Annotated in this window: 18 protein-coding genes and 1 riboswitch; all 18 genes read right to left on the bottom strand. The window is 34.5% G+C overall.

Features of this window, described 5'->3' with window-relative positions:
• Positions 1–31: 31 nt before the first annotated feature.
• The 18 genes from RT99_RS18260 to RT99_RS18175 all read right to left on the bottom strand — a co-directional run bounded on the left by RT99_RS18260 (position 32) and on the right by RT99_RS18175 (position 24161).
• Positions 32–1204 carry a PepSY domain-containing protein gene (locus RT99_RS18260; protein WP_082036982.1) on the bottom strand — a complete coding sequence of 391 codons (1173 nt, stop codon included), beginning with the start codon at positions 1202–1204 and terminating at the stop codon, positions 32–34.
• A 114-nt stretch (positions 1205–1318) separates the two neighbouring features.
• A complete protein-coding gene (locus RT99_RS18255) occupies positions 1319–2554 on the bottom strand; it encodes a DUF4374 domain-containing protein (protein WP_042566174.1) in 1236 nt (411 codons plus the stop codon).
• A 77-nt stretch (positions 2555–2631) separates the two neighbouring features.
• Entirely contained in the window at positions 2632–4995 is a 2364-nt protein-coding gene (locus RT99_RS18250) for a TonB-dependent receptor (protein ID WP_042566173.1), read from the bottom strand.
• 296 nt (positions 4996–5291) lie between these two features.
• On the bottom strand, positions 5292–6695 hold the full coding sequence (locus tag RT99_RS18245) for a pyridoxal-dependent decarboxylase (protein ID WP_042566172.1): 1404 nt from the start codon (positions 6693–6695) through the stop codon (positions 5292–5294).
• Between the two features lie 35 nt (positions 6696–6730).
• Positions 6731–7954, bottom strand: a complete 1224-nt coding sequence (locus RT99_RS18240; RefSeq protein WP_042566171.1) for a dicarboxylate/amino acid:cation symporter — start codon at positions 7952–7954, stop codon at positions 6731–6733.
• 102 nt (positions 7955–8056) lie between these two features.
• Positions 8057–8710 carry a class I SAM-dependent methyltransferase gene (locus tag RT99_RS18235; RefSeq protein ID WP_042566170.1) on the bottom strand — a complete coding sequence of 218 codons (654 nt, stop codon included), beginning with the start codon at positions 8708–8710 and terminating at the stop codon, positions 8057–8059.
• Positions 8711–8817: 107 nt separating this feature from the next.
• Positions 8818–9774, bottom strand: a complete 957-nt coding sequence (metF, locus tag RT99_RS18230; protein ID WP_042566169.1) for a methylenetetrahydrofolate reductase [NAD(P)H] — start codon at positions 9772–9774, stop codon at positions 8818–8820.
• 150 nt (positions 9775–9924) lie between these two features.
• Entirely contained in the window at positions 9925–12600 is a 2676-nt protein-coding gene (gene metH / locus RT99_RS18225; RefSeq protein WP_082036981.1) for a methionine synthase, read from the bottom strand.
• A gap of 257 nt (positions 12601–12857) precedes the next feature.
• The gene (locus RT99_RS18220; protein WP_052483725.1) at positions 12858–13790 is read right to left on the bottom strand and encodes a tetratricopeptide repeat protein; all 933 of its coding nucleotides are present in this window, start codon (positions 13788–13790) and stop codon (positions 12858–12860) included.
• 11 nt (positions 13791–13801) lie between these two features.
• On the bottom strand, positions 13802–14806 hold the full coding sequence (locus RT99_RS18215) for a homocysteine S-methyltransferase family protein (RefSeq protein ID WP_042566168.1): 1005 nt from the start codon (positions 14804–14806) through the stop codon (positions 13802–13804).
• A 313-nt stretch (positions 14807–15119) separates the two neighbouring features.
• Positions 15120–15234, bottom strand: a riboswitch (SAM riboswitch).
• A 329-nt stretch (positions 15235–15563) separates the two neighbouring features.
• Positions 15564–15923: a TfoX/Sxy family protein gene (locus RT99_RS18210; protein ID WP_042566167.1), complete on the bottom strand. Its 360-nt coding sequence runs from the start codon at positions 15921–15923 to the stop codon at positions 15564–15566.
• Between the two features lie 145 nt (positions 15924–16068).
• Positions 16069–17121 (bottom strand): NAD(P)/FAD-dependent oxidoreductase, encoded by a 1053-nt coding sequence (locus RT99_RS18205; protein ID WP_042566166.1) that lies wholly within the window; start codon positions 17119–17121, stop codon positions 16069–16071.
• A gap of 97 nt (positions 17122–17218) precedes the next feature.
• Positions 17219–17800 carry a bifunctional precorrin-2 dehydrogenase/sirohydrochlorin ferrochelatase gene (locus RT99_RS18200; protein WP_042566165.1) on the bottom strand — a complete coding sequence of 194 codons (582 nt, stop codon included), beginning with the start codon at positions 17798–17800 and terminating at the stop codon, positions 17219–17221.
• 176 nt (positions 17801–17976) lie between these two features.
• Entirely contained in the window at positions 17977–18750 is a 774-nt protein-coding gene (cobA, locus tag RT99_RS18195; RefSeq protein ID WP_042566164.1) for a uroporphyrinogen-III C-methyltransferase, read from the bottom strand.
• Complete coding sequence (locus RT99_RS18190) at positions 18743–20833, bottom strand: HEPN domain-containing protein (protein WP_042566163.1); 2091 nt, start codon at positions 20831–20833, stop codon at positions 18743–18745. The genes cobA and RT99_RS18190 overlap by 8 nt, the downstream gene beginning before the upstream one ends.
• Positions 20834–20948: 115 nt before the next feature.
• Positions 20949–22193, bottom strand: a complete 1245-nt coding sequence (locus RT99_RS18185; protein ID WP_042566296.1) for a sulfate adenylyltransferase subunit 1 — start codon at positions 22191–22193, stop codon at positions 20949–20951.
• A 141-nt stretch (positions 22194–22334) separates the two neighbouring features.
• Entirely contained in the window at positions 22335–23252 is a 918-nt protein-coding gene (gene cysD, locus RT99_RS18180; RefSeq protein WP_305809585.1) for a sulfate adenylyltransferase subunit CysD, read from the bottom strand.
• A gap of 198 nt (positions 23253–23450) precedes the next feature.
• Positions 23451–24161: a phosphoadenylyl-sulfate reductase gene (locus RT99_RS18175; protein ID WP_042566162.1), complete on the bottom strand. Its 711-nt coding sequence runs from the start codon at positions 24159–24161 to the stop codon at positions 23451–23453.
• Positions 24162–24182: the final 21 nt, after the last annotated feature.

Genomic DNA, 24182 nt, shown 5'->3' with positions numbered 1-24182 from the left:
CTCATTCAAACCAATACGTTTGAAATAAAAGCTAAGATTTTACTGTTGGTTTCTGTTTTTTCTTTCTTCCTAACCAAATATAAAAACCTGTGAGAGGTAGACTGGCACAAATTAAACTGGCTGTAAAATAAATTATTTTAGTTGTTAATCCGCCGATTGCACCAACATGAAGACTATAATTAGAACGGCTCATCCAATCATGGAATTTTTCATCGCCAATATATTTTCTTGAATTCGGAAGCAATTCTAATGTTTTTGGATCAAAATACAAATCTCTCCAATTTCCGTTATGCATATCTGTACAGGCATAAAAATCATCCTTTGGCTCATCAGGAAAATGAATAATAACGGCTTCTTTATTTTCTTTTGCGATTTCTTTTCGAACTTTATTCCAGATAAAATCTGCGGCTGTTAGTTTATCTAATTGTAGTGTAGCTAATGCATCTTTTTTGACTGAAAGAATTTGTTCTTTTTTCTCTTTTTCATTTGCCCAGCCACCGGTAATCCAATAAGTACTTTCTCTTACCCAATGAAAAGTCATAATCAATCCGGTTAATGAAATAAGCAAAGCCAAAATGAGTGTATAAAACCCCATTACGTTATGCAAATCATAATTCAAACGTTTAAACTTAGCATTCCATTTAATTTTAAAACTGCTATTTATCGTGGTTTTATTCCATTTTTTTGGAAACCAAAGAATAAGTCCGCTGATAAGCAAAAAAAAGAAAATAAAGGTTGCCCATGATGTTATGGCAGTTCCTATTTCTTTCCCTAGCCATAAATAGCGGTGCCCTTCATCTATTTCATGGAAAAAATCTTCATGATCAACCATTCCGGTTATCTTACCATTATAAGGATTTACGTAAATCAACGAATCTGATTCAACATCAACTTTTATTGTTTTATCTAAACCATTATACCATAAGCCATGAATTTCCTTTTCCGGCAAAGATTTCCTGACCAAAGCATAGATTTGGGAAGGGGGCAAAACTTTCTCCGGACTTTGAGCTTCTACATTTAACCAAGGCGAAGTGAATCCTTTTATTTCATGCTCAAAAACCAAAATACAGCCTGTAACTCCCATTATTACAACTACAATTCCAGAAGCAAGTCCGAGCCATAAATGAAGCCAGGCGTTTATTTTACTGAAGCGTGATTTGGATTTGGGTTTTGTTTTAGAAGGTTTTGTATTGATTGTAGACAATTATAGCAATCTTAGTATTTCATCAATAATGAAATCGTTATTATTTAAAAAACCATATAATCAATACCCGTCGAGGCATTGATTATATGGTTAAGTATTAAAAAACTCTTAGAATTATTGTCTTGGAGTTAATTTTGTAATAGCAGAAATATCAGTTCCACCTCCAGTTACTTTTGCTCCTGCAGTTGCAGCACCAGTTTCAATGTTAACTTTGTAAATACGAACTTCTGTATCTGTTACAAAAGCTTTGTAAGCATTTCCGTTCTCAACATATAAACTTCCAACGCCGAAGTAATTATCTCCAGCATGACCTGGCAATCCTGTCACAGGAGTTATTTTTTTCGATGGTAAATCAATAATTGCTGATTTAAATTTGAATAAATAATGTCTAAGGAATCCCCATTCAAAAGTATCATCTTCTGTTGGTATATATACAATATATGCTTTTTCTCCTCCAAGAGGGTAAGCAGCAACAACTTTACCATTTAAAGAACTCGCCTGAATATCAAAGAAATAAGAAGAATCAAAATCTGTCTGTCCTTTATTGATACGAAGAATAGCAGAATGTGCCTCTGTATTTACTTTATAACCTGCTGCTAAAGCATTAGATGAAAAAGTATACACATTTCCTGAATCGGTACGAATAATACCTGTATTGCTGTAGTACATACCTACAGAAGTAGTACGTGGGTCAGCAATTCTTTTCACAAAAGTTAATGCTGGGTAATCGTAAACTCTAATGTATGCATTAGTTTGATCAATATCCCAGTTTTCACTTGCATCTCTGTTAAATACACTTACAAATACTTTATCTCCAACTACAGTTACACCAGTAGGAAAATCAAAACGACCTTCGCTAGTAAAAAAATCATTAAACTTACGATTTGTAATAGCCTGTTTTGCAGGATCGTAAACAATTAATTCATTATCTGTAGAAGTACCATCCCAAGAAGCACCAATAAGTAGTAATTTATTATCATCTGTAACACCGTAAGCATAAGTAGATTCGATAAAAACGCGATTTCCTGCAATTAATTGACTGGCACTATTTAAATAAAAAGGAGCCGCTCCTTCAACCTCATTATCACAAGCAAACATTGTGTTTGCAACCGGAATGTAAGAACCACCTTGCTCGATACCTTTTCCTGTCATGTCGATAGTTCCACTCATTAATTGATCTAATGAATCAAAACTCCACATGTAGTTAACGTTCCAGGTTGCTGTTTGATATCCTAAAACATATTTATCTCCTGCTGTAGTATCTTCTGAAGAATCATCACTACTACACGAAAATAATGCCGCTGACATTAGCATTAAAGCTAATAGGTTTTTAATTGTAAATGTTTTCATATTATTTGATTTTAATTATTATTCTGTTTCTTAAAACAGATTCAGTATTGAGATGTATTGATTTATTTATTTTTTAATTACATAAAGAAATAGCGAAGCTTTAATGTAAATGCTCTCCCCGGTTTTTGCACTTTATAATAATCGTACAGTTTAGCATCAGTAATATCATTGCATTCTAAAGCAATATTATAACGTCCATTTTTTAATGTATAAGCAATAGCCGCAGAGTAATAAAGCTGTTGTGGAATTTCTTTTTTATTCTGACTTCCTAAAGTTGGTGGATTCAGGTAATAACTGTCAGAAAAGTTAGTCGATAAATTAACCGTCAGGAAATCATCTGTAAATTTTAATTTTTTGAAATGAAAGCCTATATTACCATTCCCGTACAAAATTGGTGTGTTTGGTAATTGTGTATTATATAATTCATTAGGTAAATTAGTTCCTGGCATAAGCGAATTATCCATATTTATCATTTTTTGATAAGTCGCATTCACGTCTACAGTAAACCATTCTTTATAACCATAATGTACCACTCCGTCTACTCCAGTAACCCTAACATTTGCAAAATTTATACTTTGGCTTTTGGTAACATCACCTTTAGCAGGACCTTGTTGTATAAAATCTTTTGCTTTTCTATAAATAAAACTTGTTTCTAATCCGAAAGAATGCGTTTTATAAACTTTTTTATAATTGAAACCAAAATTAATATTATCACTAATTTCAGGCTGAAGGTTAGGATTTGCAAGCTCTTGTACCCCATTACCTAATAACTCTGCTGCTGATGGAAGTCTGTAAGCATGTTCATAAGATAATTTTAGCTGGAGCATTTCAGGAATTAAAAAATAAGCAACAGCAGTTCCATATCCTACATTATCAAATGCAGGTTTTACTTGTATTTCTGAGGTTGTTCCAGCATTTGTAACTATTTCACCGTTCAAATTAAGTAATTTACCAAAAGCAGTATAAGTCAATCTTTTTTCAAGTGCAGATAAATTATAAGAAAGTCCTAAAATATTTTTATTTACGAAAGGCTCGCTTGGCGTATAGGTTTTTGAATATTCATTGTCTTCTTTACGTTTATAATTTACAAGTGTATAATTAAATGCCAGAACGTTATTTTCATTTAAATTGTAAATAAGATTAGCATTACTCTGAAGCGATTTTATATCAAATACTGTCAATGTCTTTTCTAAGTGAAATTCACCTCCGCTTTCATAATTTTTAATTTCGTAATTTCCTGACCAGTCATATCTGGCAGACGAAGTATCTACTACTCGCTCTTGTGATATATTATAAGATGCTGCTAAACTTGCCGTTAAATTTTTAGTAAACAAACCTGTTTTTTTATACTTTATCGAAGGAACAAAGTTTTTACCATCTCTAAAAGCATCTCCAACAACTCTTAACATCGTAATTCCTTGCTGTATTTCTTTTTTATTAGCACTTGCCCCTACGCCGAACATTAAGTAATCAGCATATTTTTTATCTTTTACACCTACTTCAGCCATCAAAGCAGCTTGCTTATAGCCATCGTGAAAATGTTTTACTTTTTGAACCGGTCCAAAAACTCCTGAAAAAGGATCAGGAATACTTGCATCTACTTTATAATCATTATCAGAATAATTTCCAAAAGCAGTAAGATTGGTTACAATACCTTTTTTACTCGTAAATCTTGTATTTAGGGAAACTTTATGTGTATTGAAAGATCCAATACTATAAGACGCATCAATAAATTTTTCGATACTTCTGTTTGTAACAATATTTACAGCACCTCCTAGTGCGTCACCACCAAGGTCAATTGGCACTACACCTTTATAAACATCAATACGTTCTGCTATATTAGTTGGAATATTATTTAATGTAAAAGATGAACCATAATTATCTAACGGAATTCCGTCTAAAAAAAACTTAACCTGTTCTCCTGCAAAGCCATTAATAGAAAATTTAAATTCAGAACCCATCCCTCCAGATTCACGAACTCGGATTCCTGTAGTAGTATTCAGAACCTGATTTAAATCGGCAGAAGTATTGTACAGCTTTTTCAAATCAACTGATGAAATATTATAAGCTTGTTCTTTAACACGTTGCACTTTAGACTTCCCAGTTACCTGAACCTCATCCAAAGCAGCCATATCTTCTTCTATACTAATGCTTGGTGCAGTTTGATTAGATTGTAAATTAATTTTTGTTTGCTTTGATTTGTATCCAACATAGGTAACGGATAAAACATAATTGCCCGGTTCGGCACTTAGTTCATATTCCCCTTTTTCATTTGTTAATGTTGAATAAGCTGTTCCTTTTAATGCTACAGAAACACCTTCAGCAGGCTGACCACTATCTGTTAAAATGACACCGGTTAAATTTACTTTACTACTTTGCGAAAAACCCTGAATTGAAGCCAGCAAAACCAGCATCAAGATTAACAATCTTTTTATTTGCATTATTTAAAATTTGAATGACAGTTAAAATTTGGCACAAAATTAACTTCTCCAATGGGTTTTTCCAAATTATATTTAATTATTCTAAATAAGGATTGCAATTAACTTTTAAACTGTTTTTTCTCAAAAAAAAAGACTCAATTATTAAGATTAACTTAATTTAGTCTTAATAATTGCTTAAAAAATAATCAAAAGGGTTAAAGAAAGACAAAAACATTTTATTAAAAAACTTACAAAAATTCACAAAAAAAGTCCTGTTTATGGATAAACAGGACTTTTAATAAATACTTATGATTTTGTTATATTTCTAAAAAAACAGCTTTCATTTCTTCAATTACTGTTTTAATATCATTTTCTGTAGTTTGCCAATTTACAAATGAAGCTCTGATTCCTTTTCGGTTGCGATAAACCGTTGGTGTCATAAAAACCTTGCCGCGGTCATTTAACTCTGTTAAGAATTGAGAAACTTTTTCCTGATTATGATCTCCTTTTAAAGTAAAACAAACATTATTAAGACGAATTGGCGCCAATAGTTCAAAATTTCCATCTTCGATAAGCTGATTTCCAAAATGCAAAGCCATTGAAGCACTGTTTTCGACAATATCACAAAAACCTTCCTTTCCGTACGCTAATAATGAAAACCAAACCGGCAAAGCTCTTAAACGTCTTGAATTTTCAGGCAATACATTCAAATAATTAAAATTCTCTAACGGATTTCCTAAATAGGGCGCATTCGAATTTTGAAATGTTTCTATTTGTAAAGTTGTATGTTCTTTTTTAACCAAATAAAAAGCGCTTTCATAAGGAACGTTCAGCCATTTATGGCAATCAATTGTAATACTGTCTGCTCTTTCCCAGCCTTCAACTAAGTGTTTAAATTTATCTGAAACTGCGGCAAAACCACCAAAAGCGGCATCAATATGCCACCAGAAATTGTATTTTTCTTTTAGTTTTGAAATGGCCAGAAAATCGTCAAAATCGGCCGTATTAACCGTTCCTGCACTTGAAATTAGTATAAAAGGCCTTCCATTTAAGCTTTCAATGTTTTTTTCTAGATCAGAGATATCAATTGCTTCACGATTGCCTTCAATTGTTTTAATTGTCGTGTAATTATTACTTCCAATTCCTAACATTGCCAATGATTTTATTGACGAAGAATGTGGTGTTGCAGTCAAAATAGTAATTGGTTCTGAAATTCCGTTTTTGGCAAAATCTTTCCCAAATTGTTTTCCAAACCATTGTCTCGCAACTCCTAAACTGGTGAAATTTGACATTGTGGCTCCAGTCACAAATCCGCCTAAAAAAGAATCAGGTAATTCAAATAACTGCAATAATAAATTGATGGTTTCAAATTCAATTAATGCCGAAGCGCCGCCTTGTGCTTTTATCGCCTGCGTATTTTGGTCATAAACCGTAGCCAGCCAATCGCCCACAATAGACGCCGGAGTTGATCCTCCGGTAACAAATCCCCAATACCGTGGCCCCGGAGAAGCAACCATCAAAGGTGCCAATCGCTCATTAAATTCTTTCAGCGCACTCAAAGAGCCTAAGCCTAGTTCGTTTAATTCTCTGGTATAATCAATTGAGTTTTTATTAGAAGTTGGAATATTTTCGAGATTATTTAAAAAATCTATTCCTTGTTGTTTTGCTTTTTCTAAAATATTTTCGAGATCGTTTAAATCGTGTTGTAATACTGAATTCATTATTTTATTTTGAAATCGTTATAAATAATAATTTTTTACCATTTTGTTTTTTCGGAAAACCGCGAAATCATCATCGAACAAATTAAATCGCCGTTTACGTTTAATAAAGTTGCAATTGGATCAACAAGAGTTCCTAAAATCATAGCTACAGGCAACGCTTGCTCCATTGGTAAACCATAAACTGTTATGGCCAAAACTTCTCCAATATATCCGCCATTCGGTATTCCGCCTTCTACAATAGAAACAATTACAGTAATTCCTAAGGCTAAAAGTATGGTTGAAGGTTCGGTAAAATCTTTTCCAAACATGGCAAAAAGAACTGTTATTTTTAAGATAGATGACATACTGGAACCATCTTTATGCAAAGGTGCGCCGAGCGGAATAACTAAGTTTTTTACATGATTTGGAATATTCATTCTTTCTGCCGCTTCGAGATTTGCGGGAATCGTAGCAATACTACTGCAGGTTCCTACAGCTGTTAAAGCAGGCGTAATATTGTTACTCCAAAATACTTTAAATGCTCTTTTCCCTCCTGCAACAAAAGCATACAAACTAAAAAACACAAAGAAATAGAATATACAAGCACCATAATAAATCCCTAACGGTTTGGCATAAACACCAAATAATTGCGGTCCGAAAACGCCAACCTGATAAGCAAAATAAGCGCCCAAACCTATTGGTGCCAATTTCATAATCATATTCAGTAATTGTTTCATAACTTCATTTCCTGAATCCAGAAAACTTCTAAAACTGCTTCCTTTTTCTCCGGATTGCAAACTGGCGAATCCAATTAAAAACGAAAAAATAATAAGCGCCAGCATACTTTTTCTGGACAACAATTCGAAGAAATCATTTACCGTAAGCAATTGTGCAATTTGTTCGCCAATACTTGCTGACTCAATATTTTCAATAGGAACTTTAGAAATTATAATGTTTTGGTGGATAGGAAAAAGATAAACTGCTGCAATCATAACTATTGCCGAAATTAGAACTGTGGCTAAAAATACAGCAATCATAATAATGAAAAGCTTCCCTAACTTTTCTGTTCTTTCTAAATTAGCAATAGAAGAAGCAATCGTGAAAAATATTAACGGAATAATTGCAGTAAAAAGTAAGTTTAAAAAGATGTCGCCAAGCGGTTTTATAACCATGACATCTTTACCAAAAAAAAGGCCTAAAATACTTCCCAGAATAATACCTCCAAGAAGCAACAGAATACTACTGTAACTTTTGAGAAAATTGATTTTTTTAACTTCCATAATTATAAAAAGTATTTAGGATTCAGAAATAGAAACTTGCAATAAAAAAATCAATTAAAGTACTCAAAAAAAGAGTTCGAAAATTATTATTCTAACTTTTTGTTATTTTTCTAAAACCAATGTAGTAAAAGCTCTGTCAACCAATTCTCCTGTTTTACTTTTTACTTTCTCTGTTTGAGTTTCTGTATAAACAATTTTAAAAGGTGTTTTCTTTATTAATTGCTGTGCTTTTTCGGTGTTGTAGAGTTCAAATTCAAATTGAGTGAAAGGAAGTTTCTTCATGAAGTCTTCTTCAGCAAATGTGATGCAAAAATTTCCTTTTGGTCTTAGAACCCTGTAAATTTCGAGAAGTAATTTTTCTGGTTCCTGCCAAAAATAAATAGTATTTACAGTAAATATTTTATCGAAAGAATCCTCTTCAAACGGAATTGTATTTCCATCATAAAGTGAAAAGAAAGCTTGTTTTTGAGAGACAAAATTCCTGTTTATCTGACGTGCTTCCTGAAACATTAATTCAGACATTTCGAGTCCAAAGTATTTCAGGTTTTCGCCTTGTTCAAATATAAATGCTACATGTCCCGCATTTCCGTGGCCTAATTCCAAAATAGAATTTCCGGCTTTTATATTTAGATTTTGAACAGAATGGCGCGTCATATTGATGTTGGTTTCATTCATCATATTTGCCATTTCAATTCCTTTTTCTCCCGTTGGATGTTTTAGCTGAGAAGCTATCGCTTGTAATTCTTCTTTTTCCATAATGTTTAAATTTAAAAAATTCTAAACTTTAACTCCCAAATTCCAAGCTAGCAATATCTTTTTCAAAGTTTTGAACTTTGACAAAGATTACAGCATTGTCTTAAATATTAAAAAATCTGACTCGCGATTTGGCGAATATTCTCAGATTTTCCCATTGAATAATAATGTAAAACAGGAACTCCGGCAGCTTTTAATTCTAACGATTGCTGAATTGCCCACTCGATTCCTACTTGTTTTATTTCTGCATTGTTTTTGCATTTATCAACAGCATCGATTAAATCTTCCGGTAAATCAATTCTGAAAATCTGTGGTAAAATTTGTAAATGTCTTTGAACAGCAATTGGTTTAATTCCCGGAATAATAGGAATTGTAATACCCATTTCTCTCGCTTTTTCTACAAAAGTAAAATATTTAGCATTGTCAAAAAACATCTGCGTCACCACATAATCTGCTCCTGCATCTACTTTTTCTTTCAGTCTTTTTAAATCTGATTGTAATGAAGGAGATTCTAAATGTTTCTCAGGATATCCCGCAACTCCAATACAAAAATCAGCTTTATTGCCGGCATCCATAACTTCATGCAGATATTTTCCGCAATTTAAATCGTTTATTTGTCTTACCAAATCAATAGCAAAACTATTACCACCAACTTTTGGCACAAAAGATTGTTCATCTTTCATGGCATCACCACGAAGAGCCATTACGTTGTTGATTCCCAAATACTGACAATCAACCAGCATATATTCTGTTTCTTCCTGTGTAAAACCACCGCAAAGCAAATGTGGTACAGTATCTACATTGTATTTATGTTTTATAGAAGCGCAAATTCCAAGCGTTCCCGGACGCATACGAGTTAACTTTTTATCCAAAAGTCCGTTGCCTTTATCAATATAAATGTATTCTTCGCGTGAAGTTGTTACATCAATAAATGGCGGTTTAAACTCCATCAACGGATCGATATTATCGTATAATTCCTGAATGCTTTTCCCCTTTTGAGGCGGAATAAGTTCAAATGAGAATAATGTATTTCCTTTGGCGTTTTCTATATGTTCTGTTACTTTCATTCTTTAAATTATGAGTTATGAATTATGAGTTTTGAGTTGTTTGTGTAAAAAATCTGAATCAAAAACATAAATCAAATATCTTTTTTTGTTTCAGGTTTCAAAGTTTCAAGTTGCTTTAGAGAACCTGAAACTTGAAACCTGAAACTTTTCTTAATCTGCTATATTAGGGTTTAACCATTTCATTGCGTAATCTGTTGGCACGCTACGTCGTTTGGCGTAATCAACCACCTGATCTTCTTTTATTTTTCCGAGTCCGAAATACCTGCTTTTCGGGTTTCCGAAATAATATCCGGAAACAGAGGAAGCCGGCCACATTGCCATGCTTTCCGTCAAGGTAACTCCAATTTCTTCGGCTACATTTAAGAGCTTCCAGATTGTTGGTTTTTCCAGGTGATCCGGGCAAGCCGGATATCCTGGCGCCGGACGAATTCCTTTATAATTTTCTTTAATTAATTCTTCGTTTGTTAAAGATTCTTCTATATCATAACCCCAGAAATCTTTACGAACTTTTTCGTGAAGATATTCGGCAAAAGCCTCAGCAAAACGATCGGCCAATGCCTTAACCATAATTGAATTATAATCATCCAAATCCTTCTCAAATTCTGCGGCCCATTCGTCTACACCAAAACCGGTTGTCACACAAAAAGCTCCCATATAATCCTCTATCCCGCTTTCTTTTGGCAGAATAAAATCAGACAATGCAATATTCGGCGCGCCTTTTGTTTTTTGTGATTGCTGACGAAGCGTTAAGAATTTCTCTAAAACTTTTCCATTTTCATCACGCAATTCGATATCGTCATCATCAACCTGATTCGCAGGAAAAATTCCATAAATACCTTTTGCTTGTAGTTTTTTCTCAGCCAAAATTACTTTCAGCATTTCCTGAGCATCTGCAAAAAGAGAAGTTGCTTCTTTACCCACAACCTCATCTGTTAAAATCGCAGGATATTTTCCATGCAATTCCCAAGTTTGAAAAAATGGCGTCCAGTCGATATACGGAACCAAAACATCTAGTTCAACCTCGACGGTTTGTTTTCCAATAAATTTTGGTTTTGTCGGCGTGTATTCACTCCAATCTAATTGCATTTTATTTTTACGGGCATCTTCAATACTCAAGAAGTTTTTATCTCTTGAACGATTTAAAAACGTTTCTCTAAACGAATCGTATTCTGCACGAATATCGCTTGCATATATTTTACGGTTATGATCTAACAGGTTTCCTGCAACTGTCACGGCGCGCGAAGCATCGTTTACGTGAATTACAGTTTCTCTGTATTGCGGAGCGATTTTCACAGCGGTATGCGCGCGCGAAGTCGTTGCTCCACCAATCATAATCGGGATTTTAATATCTTGTTTGTCAAGTTCTTTGGCCAGATACACCATTTCGTCAAGCGAAGGTGTGATTAGTCCGCTTAAACCAATGATATCTACATTGTGTTCAATTGCAGCAGCAATAATTTTTTCCGGAGGCACCATAACACCAAGATCTACAATCTCATAATTGTTACAAGCCAAAACTACCGAAACAATGTTTTTACCAATATCGTGAACGTCACCTTTTACGGTTGCCATCAATATTTTCCCGTTTCCTTGTTTGTCTCCGGCTTGTTTACTAGCTTCAATATAGGGCAATAAATATGCAACCGCTTTTTTCATTACACGTGCCGATTTTACTACCTGAGGCAAGAACATTTTTCCGCTTCCGAATAAATCTCCTACGACATTCATTCCCGTCATCAAATTGATTTCGATAACTTCGATTGGTTTGGTTGCTGCCAAACGGGCTTCTTCTACATCTTCTTCAATAAAAGCATCAACTCCTTTTACTAATGAATGTGTAATTCTTTCCTGAACCGTTCCTAAACGCCATTCCTGAATCGCTTTTTCATCTGATTTTACTTCGCCTTTTACGTTCTCAGCAAAATCTAAAAGTCGTTCTGTCGCATCGTCACGCCTGTCCAGAATTACGTCTTCAACGTGTTCTAATAAATCTTTCGGAATATCATCGTAAATCGAAAGCATCTCCGGATTCACAATTCCCATCGTCATTCCGTTCTTGATTGCGTGGTATAAAAACACCGAGTGCATCGCTTCACGAACGTGATCGTTTCCTCTAAAAGAAAACGAAACGTTACTTACTCCACCGCTAATATGCGCATGAGGCAAGTTATCTCTAACCCATTTTGTACCTCTAAAAAAGTCCAAAGCATTCAGGCGATGTTCTTCCATTCCGGTTGCAACGGGGAAAATATTTAAATCGAAAATGATATCCTGTGGAGGAAAATCAACTTTATTAACCAAAATATCATACGAACGCTGACAAATCTCGACTCTTCGGTCAAAATTATCGGCCTGACCTACTTCGTCAAAAGCCATAATAATCGCAGCCGCTCCGTAACGTTTGATTAATTTGGCATGATGAATAAAGGCTTCTTCACCTTCTTTCAATGAAATGGAATTTACAACACTTTTTCCTTGTACTACTTTTAGACCCGCTTCGATGATTTCCCATTTCGAACTGTCGATCATAATCGGCACTCTCGAAATATCCGGTTCTGATGCAATTAAATTCAAAAATTTAGTCATTGCCTGAACACCATCAAGCATTCCTTCATCCATATTAATATCGATGATTTGTGCTCCACCTTCTACTTGTTGTCTTGCAATATCAAGCGCCTCGTCATATTTCTCTTCCTTAATTAAGCGAAGGAATTTTCGTGAACCGGTTACATTCGTACGTTCCCCAACGTTTACAAAAACACTTTCGGGCGTAATAATTAACGGTTCTAATCCTGCTAATACAAGGTCTCTTCTTTTTTCTGCCATTTTTTCTAAGTTACTAAGATCCTGATCCCGAAGCCTCGGGACTAAGGTTCTGAGTTTTTTTTATTCTTTTCTTTCCTGCAAGGTTTTCGAAACCTTGTAGGTATATTTCGTTTTTTAATAATCTTATTTTGGGCGTGCCCCAAGGGTCGGGCTATCCGCTACAAGTCCTCGCACTTCCTTCGTCAGGCTGTGGGCTTTTCACTTCTATCCCTCACGCAACATTTGTTATATAATAATCTATTTGTTCCGTAACATATTTAATTACAAATTGCCTTTATCGCTTCAGCTGAAGACTTTCCACCTAATTCTTTTCCTTTTTTAAAATCAGAACAGGCTTCATTTTTTTTATTTAATTTTAATTTACTAAGCCCTCTATTATGGTAAAACTCTGGACGATCCGGACTTTGTTTAATCGCTATATCATAATAAATAATTGCATCATCATATTTTTCCAATTTAGCAAATGCATCTCCTTTAGCAGAATAAGGTCGCGAAAAGTCAGGCCTCAATTCACTTGCTTTACTAAAATCACTAATAGCTCCTTTATAATCTAAATTATCATATTTAATCAAACCTCTATTATAATATGCGTTGGTAAAATCTGGATTAAGTTCAATTGCTCTATCATAATCCGCCATTGATCCAATAGCATCACTCGAACTATACTTTACACTTGCCCTGCTATAATATAAATCAGCATCTTTATTACTAAACTCAATTGCTTTATTATAATCAGTTATCGCTCCACTGTAATCATTAAACGCCGTTTTAGCTGAAGCTCTTTCGGAATAATACATATCAGGAAAATTGTCTAAATCATCATTATTTAATTGTACAGCTTTATTTAAATCATTTATTGCTTCTCTGTAATTCTTAAGACATTTTTTCGCAATTCCTCTATTAAAATAAGCATTTATATATTTGGAATTAAGTTCAATTGCCTTATTATAGTCAATTATAGCTTCTTTATATTGTTCTTTTTTTGCTTTTATAATTCCAATTCCACAGTATGCTCTCGAATAATTGGGATTAATCTCTATTGCTTTATTATATTCAATAAGAGCATTTATATAATCCTCTTTTTCATAGCTTTCTTTTCCTTTTTTAAAATGTATTTCCGCAGTTTGTGCATAAAATTTCTCAATTGCAAAAAAAGAAAAAAAGGCTAATGCGATTATAAATATTCTCATAGTTATATTAATTAGACTAATATCGGCGCTACTCTCGGCTTATAACCCTTCGCAACCTCAGCAATTAATCGAATATGATCCGGAGTTGTTCCGCAGCAACCGCCAATTATATTGATTAAATTATCATCTAAATATTCTTTGATTAGCGCCTGAGTTTGTTCCGGCGTTTCATCGTATTGTCCGAAAGCGTTTGGCAAACCTGCATTGGGATGTGCCGAAACGTTAAACTGTGTATGCTGAGATAATGCTTTTAAATACGGCTTCAATAAATCGGCTCCTAAAGCACAATTGAACCCAACACTCAATAACGGAATATGTGATACTGAAATCAAAAACGCCTCAACCGTTTGACCAGAAAGTGTTCTTCCTGAAGCATCGGTAATTGTTCCCGAAACCATGATTGGAATATCCAAATTGCGTTCGTCTTTTACTTCTTCGATTGCAAAAAGTGCTGCTTTAGCATTTAAGGTGTCGAAAATAGTTTCTACCAAAAGTAAATCGCATCCTCCATCCATTAAAGCTTCGACTTGTTGTTTGTAAGCAATACGCAAATCATCAAACGTTACGGCTCTGTAACCCGGATCGTTTACATCTGGCGACATACTTGCCGTTCTGTTTGTTGGTCCGATGGATCCGGCAACAAAACGTGGTTTCTCCGGATTTTTAGCGGTGAATTCATCGGCTACTTCTCGGGCAATTTTAGCCGATTCGTAATTTAATTCATAAACCAAATCTTCCAGGAAATAGTCGGCCATACCGATCGTAGTTCCTGAAAAAGTATTGGTTTCTACAATGTCAGCACCTGCATCAAAATAGGCAGCGTGAACATCGCGGATCGCTTGTGGTTGTGTTATGGATAGTAAATCGTTGTTTCCTTTTAACGGATGGGGGAAATCTTTGAAACGCTCTCCACGAAAATCTTCTTCCGAGAAATTATAGCGTTGCAGCATTGTTCCCATTGCTCCATCAAGGATTAGGATATTTTTTTTTATTGCTTCCTGAATTGTTATTGCCATGACTGCTTGCCTTTTGCCACGAAGACGCTAAGACACTAAGCTTTTTTTATTCTATTATTTAAAACATACCTAATAGGCTTTGAAAACCTGTTAGGATACGCGTTTTGATTCACATTAATTCCAAGAATTCACTATTGTAAGCTAACTAGCCCCGATTGAGTCGATATCCTCGCAGTGAAACGGAGAGATAAAGACGAAAGCGGGAACTATTGACAGCAAAAAATGCGTCAATGATTCGCTCATGATACTGAATTCAGTAAAATAATATTGTATGGTTGTCAGGAAGAGTTTTGAGAAATACTTTTATGTATTTGTGTTATCTATCTTTAATACTATGAATTAGTAAAAAGTAGAATGTAGCACCTTCTTTATGATAAAGGGTTGCTAAGGTTTCATTGGGTCTTTCCCTCCGCCTTTCGTGATAACTTTCAATAATTTTAAGAACAGTGCAAAGGTATGAAATAGCCTTGCGACTTGCAAATGTTTTTTTAAGTTTCTAAGTTGCAATCCTGAAGCCTCGGGACTGAGGTTCTAAGTTTAAAATTTTTCTTTGTGTTTTGCTTGTATTAAAAGCTCCGGAGGAGCATAATATTTTATAGCCGAAAATTATCCGTTTGACCAAAGCTCCAGAGGAGCGATACCTCATTATTATAATTTAATATGTCACCCGATGGGGTTTCTTCCATAAATATCCTTAATTCTATAAATATAACATCCTTCTGGGATTTGTCAATATTATAAATAATCGTCCTTTTACTTATTTTTTCTTGCTTGCTTTTGCAAGCGGATTAAAATCTAAACAAAGCTGTAACCAAAACTCTAAATCCTTATTTCTTTGCCAGCCGTTTTCTGTGACGAAAATATAGTTTTTCATTGGTCTTTCAGAGCTTGACATTGGTATTATATCGTCTCTTTCTATTGCATCTGTATAGGCAATATCATCAATTCTGCAAAGCAAAAGATTTTCTCCCGTTTGTTTGTCAAGTCGGGTTCCGCAGCACATTTTATTGTCTACCATAAAAACAAGTCCGCCAAACATTTTCTTTTCGAAAAAGTCAGCTTCTTTGTGTTGTAGAAACCTTCGGATTCTTTGCGCATTATTTTCGTCGAAAGCCATTTTTTTAAGGTTCTAAGATTCTGAGTTACTAAGATAGAAAGTTTTGAAATTAATATTCCATAAAAGACTGTAAACGAGAAAGGTTCTGAGATGCTAAGTAAAAAACTTAGAACCTCAGAACCTTAGTATCTTAGAAGCTTAAAAACTAAACTATAGCTTTCACAACTGCTTTCGGCGCTTCTTTACGAGTTCCGTCGAAACCGTCTACTCCAGAAACTGTTGTATATTTTAATACATATTTTTTACCCGGATTGATAATTGCGTATGCAGCCTGACACATTAAAGTCGCTTCGTGGAAACCACATAAAATCAATTTCAATTTCCCTGGGTATGTGTTTACGTCTCCAATTGCGAAGATTCCCGGAATATTAGTTTGATAATCTAATGCATTGTTTACTTTAATGGCATTTTTTTCGATTTCTAATCCCCAGTCTGCGATTGGCCCTAATTTTGGCGTTAATCCGAAAAGTGGAATAAAGAAATCTGTTTCAATTTTGCGGTGTGCTCCGTTTTCTTCGATATCTAACGATTCAACGTGCTCTGCACCATTGATTCCGATTACTTCTGCAGGCGTAATTAATTTAATTTTCCCAGATGTTTTTAATTCCTGTACTTTTTCTACAGAATCAAGAGCTCCTCTAAACTCATTTCTACGGTGAATTAAAGTTACTTCTGAAGCTACATTGGCCAAAAAGATACTCCAGTCTAATGCTGAATCTCCTCCTCCGGCAATTACAACTCTCTTATCTCTGAATTTCTCCGGATTTTTGATGAAGTATTTTACTCCTTTATCTTCATAAAACTCGATATCTTCTATAAGTGGTTTACGAGGCTCAAAACTTCCTAAACCTCCAGCGATTGCAATAACAGGCGCGTGAAATTTAGTTCCTTTATTTGAGGTTACGATAAAACTTCCGTCTTCTTGTTTTTCAATAGTTTCAGCGCGTTCTCCTAATGTATAACCTGGCTCAAACTGCTTAATTTGCTCTTGTAAGTTATCAATTAAATCTCCTGCTAAAACTTCAGGGAAACCAGGAATATCATAAATAGGCTTTTTTGGATACAATTCTGAAAGTTGTCCTCCTGCTTGTGGCAAAGCATCTAGAATATGACATTTTAATTTTAATAATCCTGCCTCGAAAACGGCAAATAAACCTGTTGGTCCTGCTCCAATTATAAGTATATCTGTTTTAATCATTATGGTTGTTGTTTATAATCATTCTTAATAATACAAAGAAACGAATAATTTATTCTACTGCCAATGATTTTTGTCATTGATTTCTTTGCGCAATTTTCTATTCTTTATTTTTTAATGAATTGGTTATTTCATTCATTCTTTTTACCTTTTCTTCAAAGTCGCCTTTTAAGGTTTTGCGATATTCATTAAGATTTTCTACCATTTGGTTGATATCTTCCGGAATTACCTCTTCAAAAAACTCTCTTAACCTTTTAGCGGTTGTTGGCGATTTTCCGTTGGTCGAAATAGCAATTTTTACGTTTCCTTTCGTTACGATTCCGCCTAAATAATAATCACACAAATCTGGTGTATCGGCAATATTGCAAATCAAATAACGCTTTCTCGACAATTCGTAAACCCTTTTATTGACTTCAAAATCATCGGTACAAGCGATTACCATATGGCGTTTTTTGAGCATTTTCTTTTTAAATTTGGCTTCCGTCAATTTAATTGAAGGATGATTTTCGGCTAATACTTTAATTTCTAAATGAAAATCCGGCGCTACAACCTCAACATTTGCATTCGGACTCGATTTTAATAAAAAAGAGAGCTTTTCTAGTCCAACATTTCCTCCGCCCACAATCAACACATTTAGATTGTGAAGTTTTAAGAATATCGGATATAATTCGTTCTGTTCCATTTCATTTAATTTTATCCAATCAAAATTAGATGATTTTTATTTTATCGAATTAAATTCGGTCGTTTTTAACCTAATAAATTTAATTCTTTGCATCATTAGATTGAAATCCAAAATCATAATCTCGCGTTCCCCGGGTTGAAACCCGGCGCTACAATATGGATCGTTCCTACGGAACTTTATCTAACTATTTCTTTTGATAGAAATTCTTCGTAAAATCCTTTTAATTTATTGCTTTCTCTCACAACTTCTCCCAGAACGATAATTGCTGGTGAACTTAGTTTCTTCTCTTTTACAATTTCTAAAATTGAATTTACTGTTCCAACTCCCACTTTTTCATCTTTGGTTGTTCCGTTTTGGATGATTGCTACAGGCAAATCTCCTTTGTCTTCTTTTTGAAACAAATCGATAATTTGAGGCAATTTGTGCATTCCCATCAAAATAACAACTGTTGCAGATGATTGAGCGGCCAAAGCAACATCAGCAGATAATTTTCTATCAGAAGTTGTTCCTGTAATAGCCCAAAAACTTTCTGAAACACCTCTTTTTGTAATTGAAATTCCCAGACTTGCGGGAACGGCAACTACGGAAGATATTCCAGGAATGACAACTGTTTCGATTCCAAAACTTTCTGCAAATTCAATTTCTTCGCTTCCCCGCCCAAAAATAAACGGATCACCACCTTTTAATCGCACTACATTTCCGTAAGTCAATGCATTATCAACAATCAATTGATTGATTTGATCCTGCGTATAAGCGTGATTGCCTATCTTTTTTCCAACAAAAATTTTGATGGAATTTTTAGGAGCGTAAGCCAGTATTTCGTCATTGGCCAATGCATCGTACAAAACCACATTCGCTTCAGCCAATGCTTTTACACCTTTCAGCGTAAGCAAATCCGGATCGCCGGGACCTGCACCGACTAAAGTTACTTTTGGTTTAATATTAAGCATTTGCTAATTCTTGAGCTCTGTATTTTTCTATAATTGCAAAAAACGCAATTCCTTCTTCAATATATTGTTTTGCGAAGGCTTCACTTGGTTCATTTTGATTGATTTGATATACCAATTCTCTGAATGTTGTTGGTAATCCAATTTTTGCACTTTCAACAAAAACGGTATCAAACAAATCAACAATTCCTGCGTGATTGTTTGTTTTTTCGTTTTCTGAAAGTAATAATGCTTTTGCACCGTTTACAAATCCAGCATAAGCATGGTAAATAGCGTCTGACCATTTTCCCTCCTCGAATGATTCCTGAGCAAATGTCAATTTATCTTTAGCTTCTAACAATAAAGTTGCTACTAAATCGATCACAACTCCGGCACATTCTCCAACTCCAACTGCTTTTACATAATTGTCTGCATTACCCCAATCTACAAAATCAGCTTCGGTTAGATTGGTTACATCTGCGAAAGGTTTCAAAATTTCATAGAAATATTTCTCTCCTTTTTGATCGTAATAGTTAAGGAATTTTTCTCCGTTTGCATTAGCATCAAAATCATTTAAGATGGTACGCAAAGCATCTGGTCCTCTACGGCTTGGAATTTTGATTACTTTATCAGCAAAACGTCCTGCACCATTTCCTAATCTTCCTCCACCTAATAAAACCTGCAATGCCGGAGCTACTAGTTTTCCTGAATTGATCGACATTCCCTGAAAACCAATTGCTGACATATTGTGTTGTCCGCAAGCATTCATACAACCAGAGATTTTGATTTCGATTTCCTGATTGTTCAAATACTCAGGATATTCGGCATTTAAAACTTTTTCTAATTCTTCTGCAATCCCGGTACTACTTGCAATCCCCAAATTACAAGTATCTGTACCCGGACAAGCTGTAATATCTGCTGTAGAATTATAGCCTAAATGAACGAAGTCCAGTTTGGCTAATTCCTGATAAAAGAAAGGAAGATTCTCTTCTTTTACGTGACGTATTACAATATTTTGACGCAATGAAAAACGTAATTCATTTGCTGCGTAATTCTTAATTAAATCGGCTAATAATCTGGCTTTATCGGTATAAAAATCTCCTAATAAAACTTTAATTCCGATAGCATAATAACCATCTTGCTTTTGCTTAATTACATTTGATTTTTTCCACGCTTCATAAGCTTTGGTATCTTCAATAGTAACTGATGGAACTTCTAATAATGGTTCCGGAATTGCACCTTCAAAAGCTGTTGTATCAATTTCGTAGTTTTCAAAAGCGATTGCTTTTTTCTCTTTTTCAACTAAATCAAGAAAAACATCTCTTCCCATTTCTTTGATTAAGAATTTCATACGCGCTTTCATTCTTTTTGCACGCTCTCCGTAACGGTCAAAAATACGGATAATTCCTTCTGCTGTCGGGATGATTTCATTTGCCGGAACAAACTCTGAAAGTAATTCAGCATGTGCTGGCTGAGATCCTAAACCGCCACCAAACATGATTTTGAAACCGCGAACGCCATCTACAACTTTGGGAATAAATCCTAAATCGTGTAAATAACTCAAAGCAGTATCTTCATCAGATGAAGAGAACGAAATTTTGAATTTACGTCCCATTTCCTGACAAATGGGGTTTCTTAATAAATATTGAAATAAAGCGTGTGCGTAAGGCGAAACGTCAAACGGTTCGTTTACATCAACACCAGCCAATTCACTTCCTGTAATATTACGAACGGTGTTTCCACAAGCTTCACGCAAAGTGATATCATCTTTAGCCAAATTTGCCCAAAGTTCCGGAGTTCTGTCTAAACTTACGTAGTGAATCTGAATATCCTGACGCGTTGTAATGTGCAAACGCCCTGTAGAATATTCGTCAGAAACTTTAGTAATACGTACCAACTGTTCGCTCGTTACTTTACCGTAAGGCAATTTGATACGAATCATTTGCACGCCTTCCTGACGTTGTCCGTAAATTCCACGCGCTAAACGAAGACTACGAAAACGCTCATCATCAATTTTTCCTCCACGGAATAAATGAATCTTTTTTTCAAGATCGATAATCTCTTTTTGAACTATCGGATTTTCTATTTCTGTTCTAAAACTTTCCATTTTTCTTTAATGCTTTAGGCTTTAGGCAATAAGCTGTAGGCTTTCTTGCGTACCGTGTTATACATTTTTTGCTAAAAGCTTACAGCCTAAAGCTTATTGCTTACAGCAGTGAAAACTATCTAATGAATCCTACTCCTGCTGTTGTGTTCGTTGCTGTATCAATTAAGATAAATGCTCCGTTTGATTTGTTATCGTTATAGGCATCAAAATATAAAGGCTTGCTTAATTTGATGGTTACTTCTCCAATTTCGTTGATCGCTAATTGCGATGCTTCTTTTGTTCCTGAATAATCGGTTGAGATTGTATTTTTGATACTTTCTACTTTTGCTAAAACCGAGTTTGTGTTGTGCTGTACAATATATTTTGTACCCGCAACCAGTTTTTTACTGTCCATCCAACAAACTGTTGTTGTGATTTCTTTTTCAATTTTTGGAAGTTCAGATGATTTTACAATCATATCGCCTCTGGTAACATTAATATCATTTTCTAATTCGATTGTGATCGATGAACCTGCAACGGCTTCGTCAAATGTTTTATCGAAAAAGTGAATTTTTGAAACTTTTGATTCTGTTAAAGAAGGAAGAACTGTTACAGCATCTCCAACTTTAATTGAGTTTCCGTATAATTTTCCTGCGTAACCTCTAAAATCGTGGTATTCTTCTGTTTTCGGGCGAATAACGGTTTGAACCGGGAAACGTGCTTTTCCTGCTTCAAAAACATCTGAAGAATGCAATCCTTCTAAATGTTCCAATACAGTTTGACCATCGTACCAAGTCATATTCTCCGATTTATCAACTACATTTCCACCGTTGATTGCACTTAACGGAATATAACTTACGTTTTGCTCTTTAAATGTGCTTTTTGCATTTAATGCCTGAAAATCGGCTTTGATTTTATTGAAAACTTCTTCTGAATAATCAACTAAATCCATTTTATTAATCGCAACAATTACCTCTTTTACTCTCAATAAATTATTGATAAAAAAGTGACGATAAGTCTGCTCAATTACACCTTTTCTGGCATCAATTAAAATGATAGAAACCTGAGAAGTCGAAGCTCCTGTAACCATGTTTCTGGTATATTCTACGTGACCCGGAGTATCGGCAATAATGTAACTTTTCTTTGCAGTCGAAAAATAAATATGTGCAACGTCAATCGTGATTCCTTGCTCTCTTTCAGCTACTAATCCATCAGTTGCCAAAGAAAAATCAAGATAATCGTACCCTTTTTGTTTACTGCTTTTTTCGATTGCTTCTATTTTGTCTGTCGTCAATGATTTTGTATCATACAATAATCTTCCGATCAAAGTACTTTTTCCGTCATCTACACTTCCTGCTGTTGCTATTTTTAAAACTTCCATCTTAATATTTGTTTCAGGTTTTAATTTTGTTTCAAGTTTCAAGTTTTGAAAAACTTTGTCTAAAATTTAAACCTGTTGTTTTTTTGTTTTTGAATTTTACTGTAGAGATTTTTAATTTTTAATTCTAAATTTTTAATTGAATTAAAAATATCCTTGTTGTTTTCTCTTTTCCATTGCGGCTTCAGAACGTTTATCATCGATTCTGGCTCCTCTTTCAGAAATGGTAGATTCTCTAATCTCTCCTACAACTTCCTGGATAGTTGCTGCATATGATTCAACTGCGGCTGTACAACTCATATCTCCAACGGTTCTGAAGCGAACAATTCTTTCTTCGATTTGTTCGTCTTCTTCTTGGTACACATAAGGAGAATGTGACCAGATTAAACCGTCTCTCAAAAAAACTTTTCTTTTATGTGAAAAATAGATTGACGGAATCTCAATATGTTCTTTTTCAATATAACTCCAAACATCTAATTCTGTCCAGTTTGAAATTGGGAAAACACGAACGTTTTGACCATTTTCTATTTTTCCATTCAAAATATCAAACAATTCCGGACGTTGGTTTTTTTCATCCCATTGACCAAAATCGTCACGAACTGAAAATATACGCTCTTTTGCTCTAGCTTTTTCTTCATCACGACGTGCACCACCAATACAAGCATCAAACTTAAATTCTTCGATTGCATCTAAAAGTGTTGTTGTCTGCAAGCTGTTTCTACTAGAATATTTACCAGTTTCTTCTACCACTTTTCCTTCATCAATAGCATCCTGAACATTACGAACGATCAACTCTAATCCTAATTCTTCTACTAATTTATCTCTGAAAGCAATTGTTTCAGGGAAATTATGTCCCGTATCAACGTGCAAAAGAGGAAACGGAATCTTTGCAGGGAAAAATGCTTTTTGTGCCAAACGCACTAATGTTATAGAATCTTTTCCTCCAGAGAAAAGTAAAACCGGTTTGTCAAACTGTGAAATTACTTCTCTGAAAATGTATATTGCTTCACTCTCTAAAGCGTTTGTTTTTAATACTGAACTCATTGTTTTTTTGTTTGATATTTTGTTTGTTTCAGGTTTCAAGTTTCAAATTTTTGCTTGATTCTGATACTCTCAACATTTTATTCTATTCTCTATATTCTTTATTCTATTCTCCATCGGGTTAAAACCCGACGCTACAATATAAATCGTTCCTCCGGAACTTTAAATCTTAATTCTTTCCTCTTTGTTCTATTCTCTTTACTCTATTCTCTTGCTTCTTTACTCTTTCTTAGCGCTATGCAAACCACATTCTTTATGACTTGATTCCCACCACCATCTTCCGGCTCTGATATCTTCTCCGGGAAAAATGGCTCTTGTACATGGCGCGCATCCTATACTTACGAAACCTTGTTTATGTAAAGCATTTTGAGGAACATTGTTTTCTTGCAAATACGCTTCAACTTCTTCTAAAGTCCATTTTAATAATGGATTGAATTTGATGATTTCGAAACCTCCATCGTATTCAAACAAATTCAAATCTTGTCTGTTTTCCGATTGTTCTGCTCTTAAACCTGTTATCCAAACTGAATTTCCAGCTAAAGCTTTTCGTAGCGGAACTACTTTTCGAATAAAACAGCATTCTTTTCTGTTCTCTACCGATTCGTAAAAACTATTAGGTCCTTTTGTTTTTAATAAATTTTCTACTGCTGTAGCTTCCGGAAAATAAACTTCAATTGGTCTTTTGTACTTTTTTAATGTTTTGTGAAAAACATCATAAGTTTCCTGAAATAGTCTTCCAGTATCTAATGTAAAAATGGTAATATCAGTATTACTTTTTGCAATAAAATCTGTAATTACCTGATCTTCCTGACCAAAAGATGTCGAAAAAATCACTTTTCCCGGAAATTCATTTGCTAAAAAAACTAATGTTTCGTCAAGCGAAAGATCTTTTGTTTTATCTAATAATGATTGTATAATTGTCGCGCTCATATTCTCTTTCCTTCCTAAAAA

This window comes from Flavobacterium sp. MEB061, assembly GCF_000834715.1.
GTDB lineage: Bacteria > Bacteroidota > Bacteroidia > Flavobacteriales > Flavobacteriaceae > Flavobacterium > Flavobacterium pectinovorum.
This window is presented reverse-complemented; position numbering and strand designations above follow the sequence as displayed.

What these genes read in the sequence shown, in the direction of transcription:
- RT99_RS18255 (WP_042566174.1), bottom strand. Translation starts at nt 2,554, where the DNA reads ATGAAAACATTTACAATTAAAAACCTATTAGCTTTAATGCTAATGTCA.
- RT99_RS18175 (WP_042566162.1), bottom strand. Translation starts at nt 24,161, where the DNA reads ATGAGCGCGACAATTATACAATCATTATTAGATAAAACAAAAGATCTT.
- RT99_RS18220 (WP_052483725.1), bottom strand. Translation starts at nt 13,790, where the DNA reads ATGAGAATATTTATAATCGCATTAGCCTTTTTTTCTTTTTTTGCAATT.
- RT99_RS18185 (WP_042566296.1), bottom strand. Translation starts at nt 22,193, where the DNA reads ATGGAAGTTTTAAAAATAGCAACAGCAGGAAGTGTAGATGACGGAAAA.
- metH (WP_082036981.1), bottom strand. Translation starts at nt 12,600, where the DNA reads ATGGCAGAAAAAAGAAGAGACCTTGTATTAGCAGGATTAGAACCGTTA.
- RT99_RS18205 (WP_042566166.1), bottom strand. Translation starts at nt 17,121, where the DNA reads ATGATTAAAACAGATATACTTATAATTGGAGCAGGACCAACAGGTTTA.
- RT99_RS18190 (WP_042566163.1), bottom strand. Translation starts at nt 20,833, where the DNA reads ATGGAAAGTTTTAGAACAGAAATAGAAAATCCGATAGTTCAAAAAGAG.
- RT99_RS18210 (WP_042566167.1), bottom strand. Translation starts at nt 15,923, where the DNA reads ATGGCTTTCGACGAAAATAATGCGCAAAGAATCCGAAGGTTTCTACAA.
- metF (WP_042566169.1), bottom strand. Translation starts at nt 9,774, where the DNA reads ATGAAAGTAACAGAACATATAGAAAACGCCAAAGGAAATACATTATTC.
- RT99_RS18250 (WP_042566173.1), bottom strand. Translation starts at nt 4,995, where the DNA reads ATGCAAATAAAAAGATTGTTAATCTTGATGCTGGTTTTGCTGGCTTCA.
- RT99_RS18200 (WP_042566165.1), bottom strand. Translation starts at nt 17,800, where the DNA reads ATGGAACAGAACGAATTATATCCGATATTCTTAAAACTTCACAATCTA.
- RT99_RS18240 (WP_042566171.1), bottom strand. Translation starts at nt 7,954, where the DNA reads ATGGAAGTTAAAAAAATCAATTTTCTCAAAAGTTACAGTAGTATTCTG.
- RT99_RS18245 (WP_042566172.1), bottom strand. Translation starts at nt 6,695, where the DNA reads ATGAATTCAGTATTACAACACGATTTAAACGATCTCGAAAATATTTTA.
- RT99_RS18215 (WP_042566168.1), bottom strand. Translation starts at nt 14,806, where the DNA reads ATGGCAATAACAATTCAGGAAGCAATAAAAAAAAATATCCTAATCCTT.
- cobA (WP_042566164.1), bottom strand. Translation starts at nt 18,750, where the DNA reads ATGCTTAATATTAAACCAAAAGTAACTTTAGTCGGTGCAGGTCCCGGC.
- RT99_RS18235 (WP_042566170.1), bottom strand. Translation starts at nt 8,710, where the DNA reads ATGGAAAAAGAAGAATTACAAGCGATAGCTTCTCAGCTAAAACATCCA.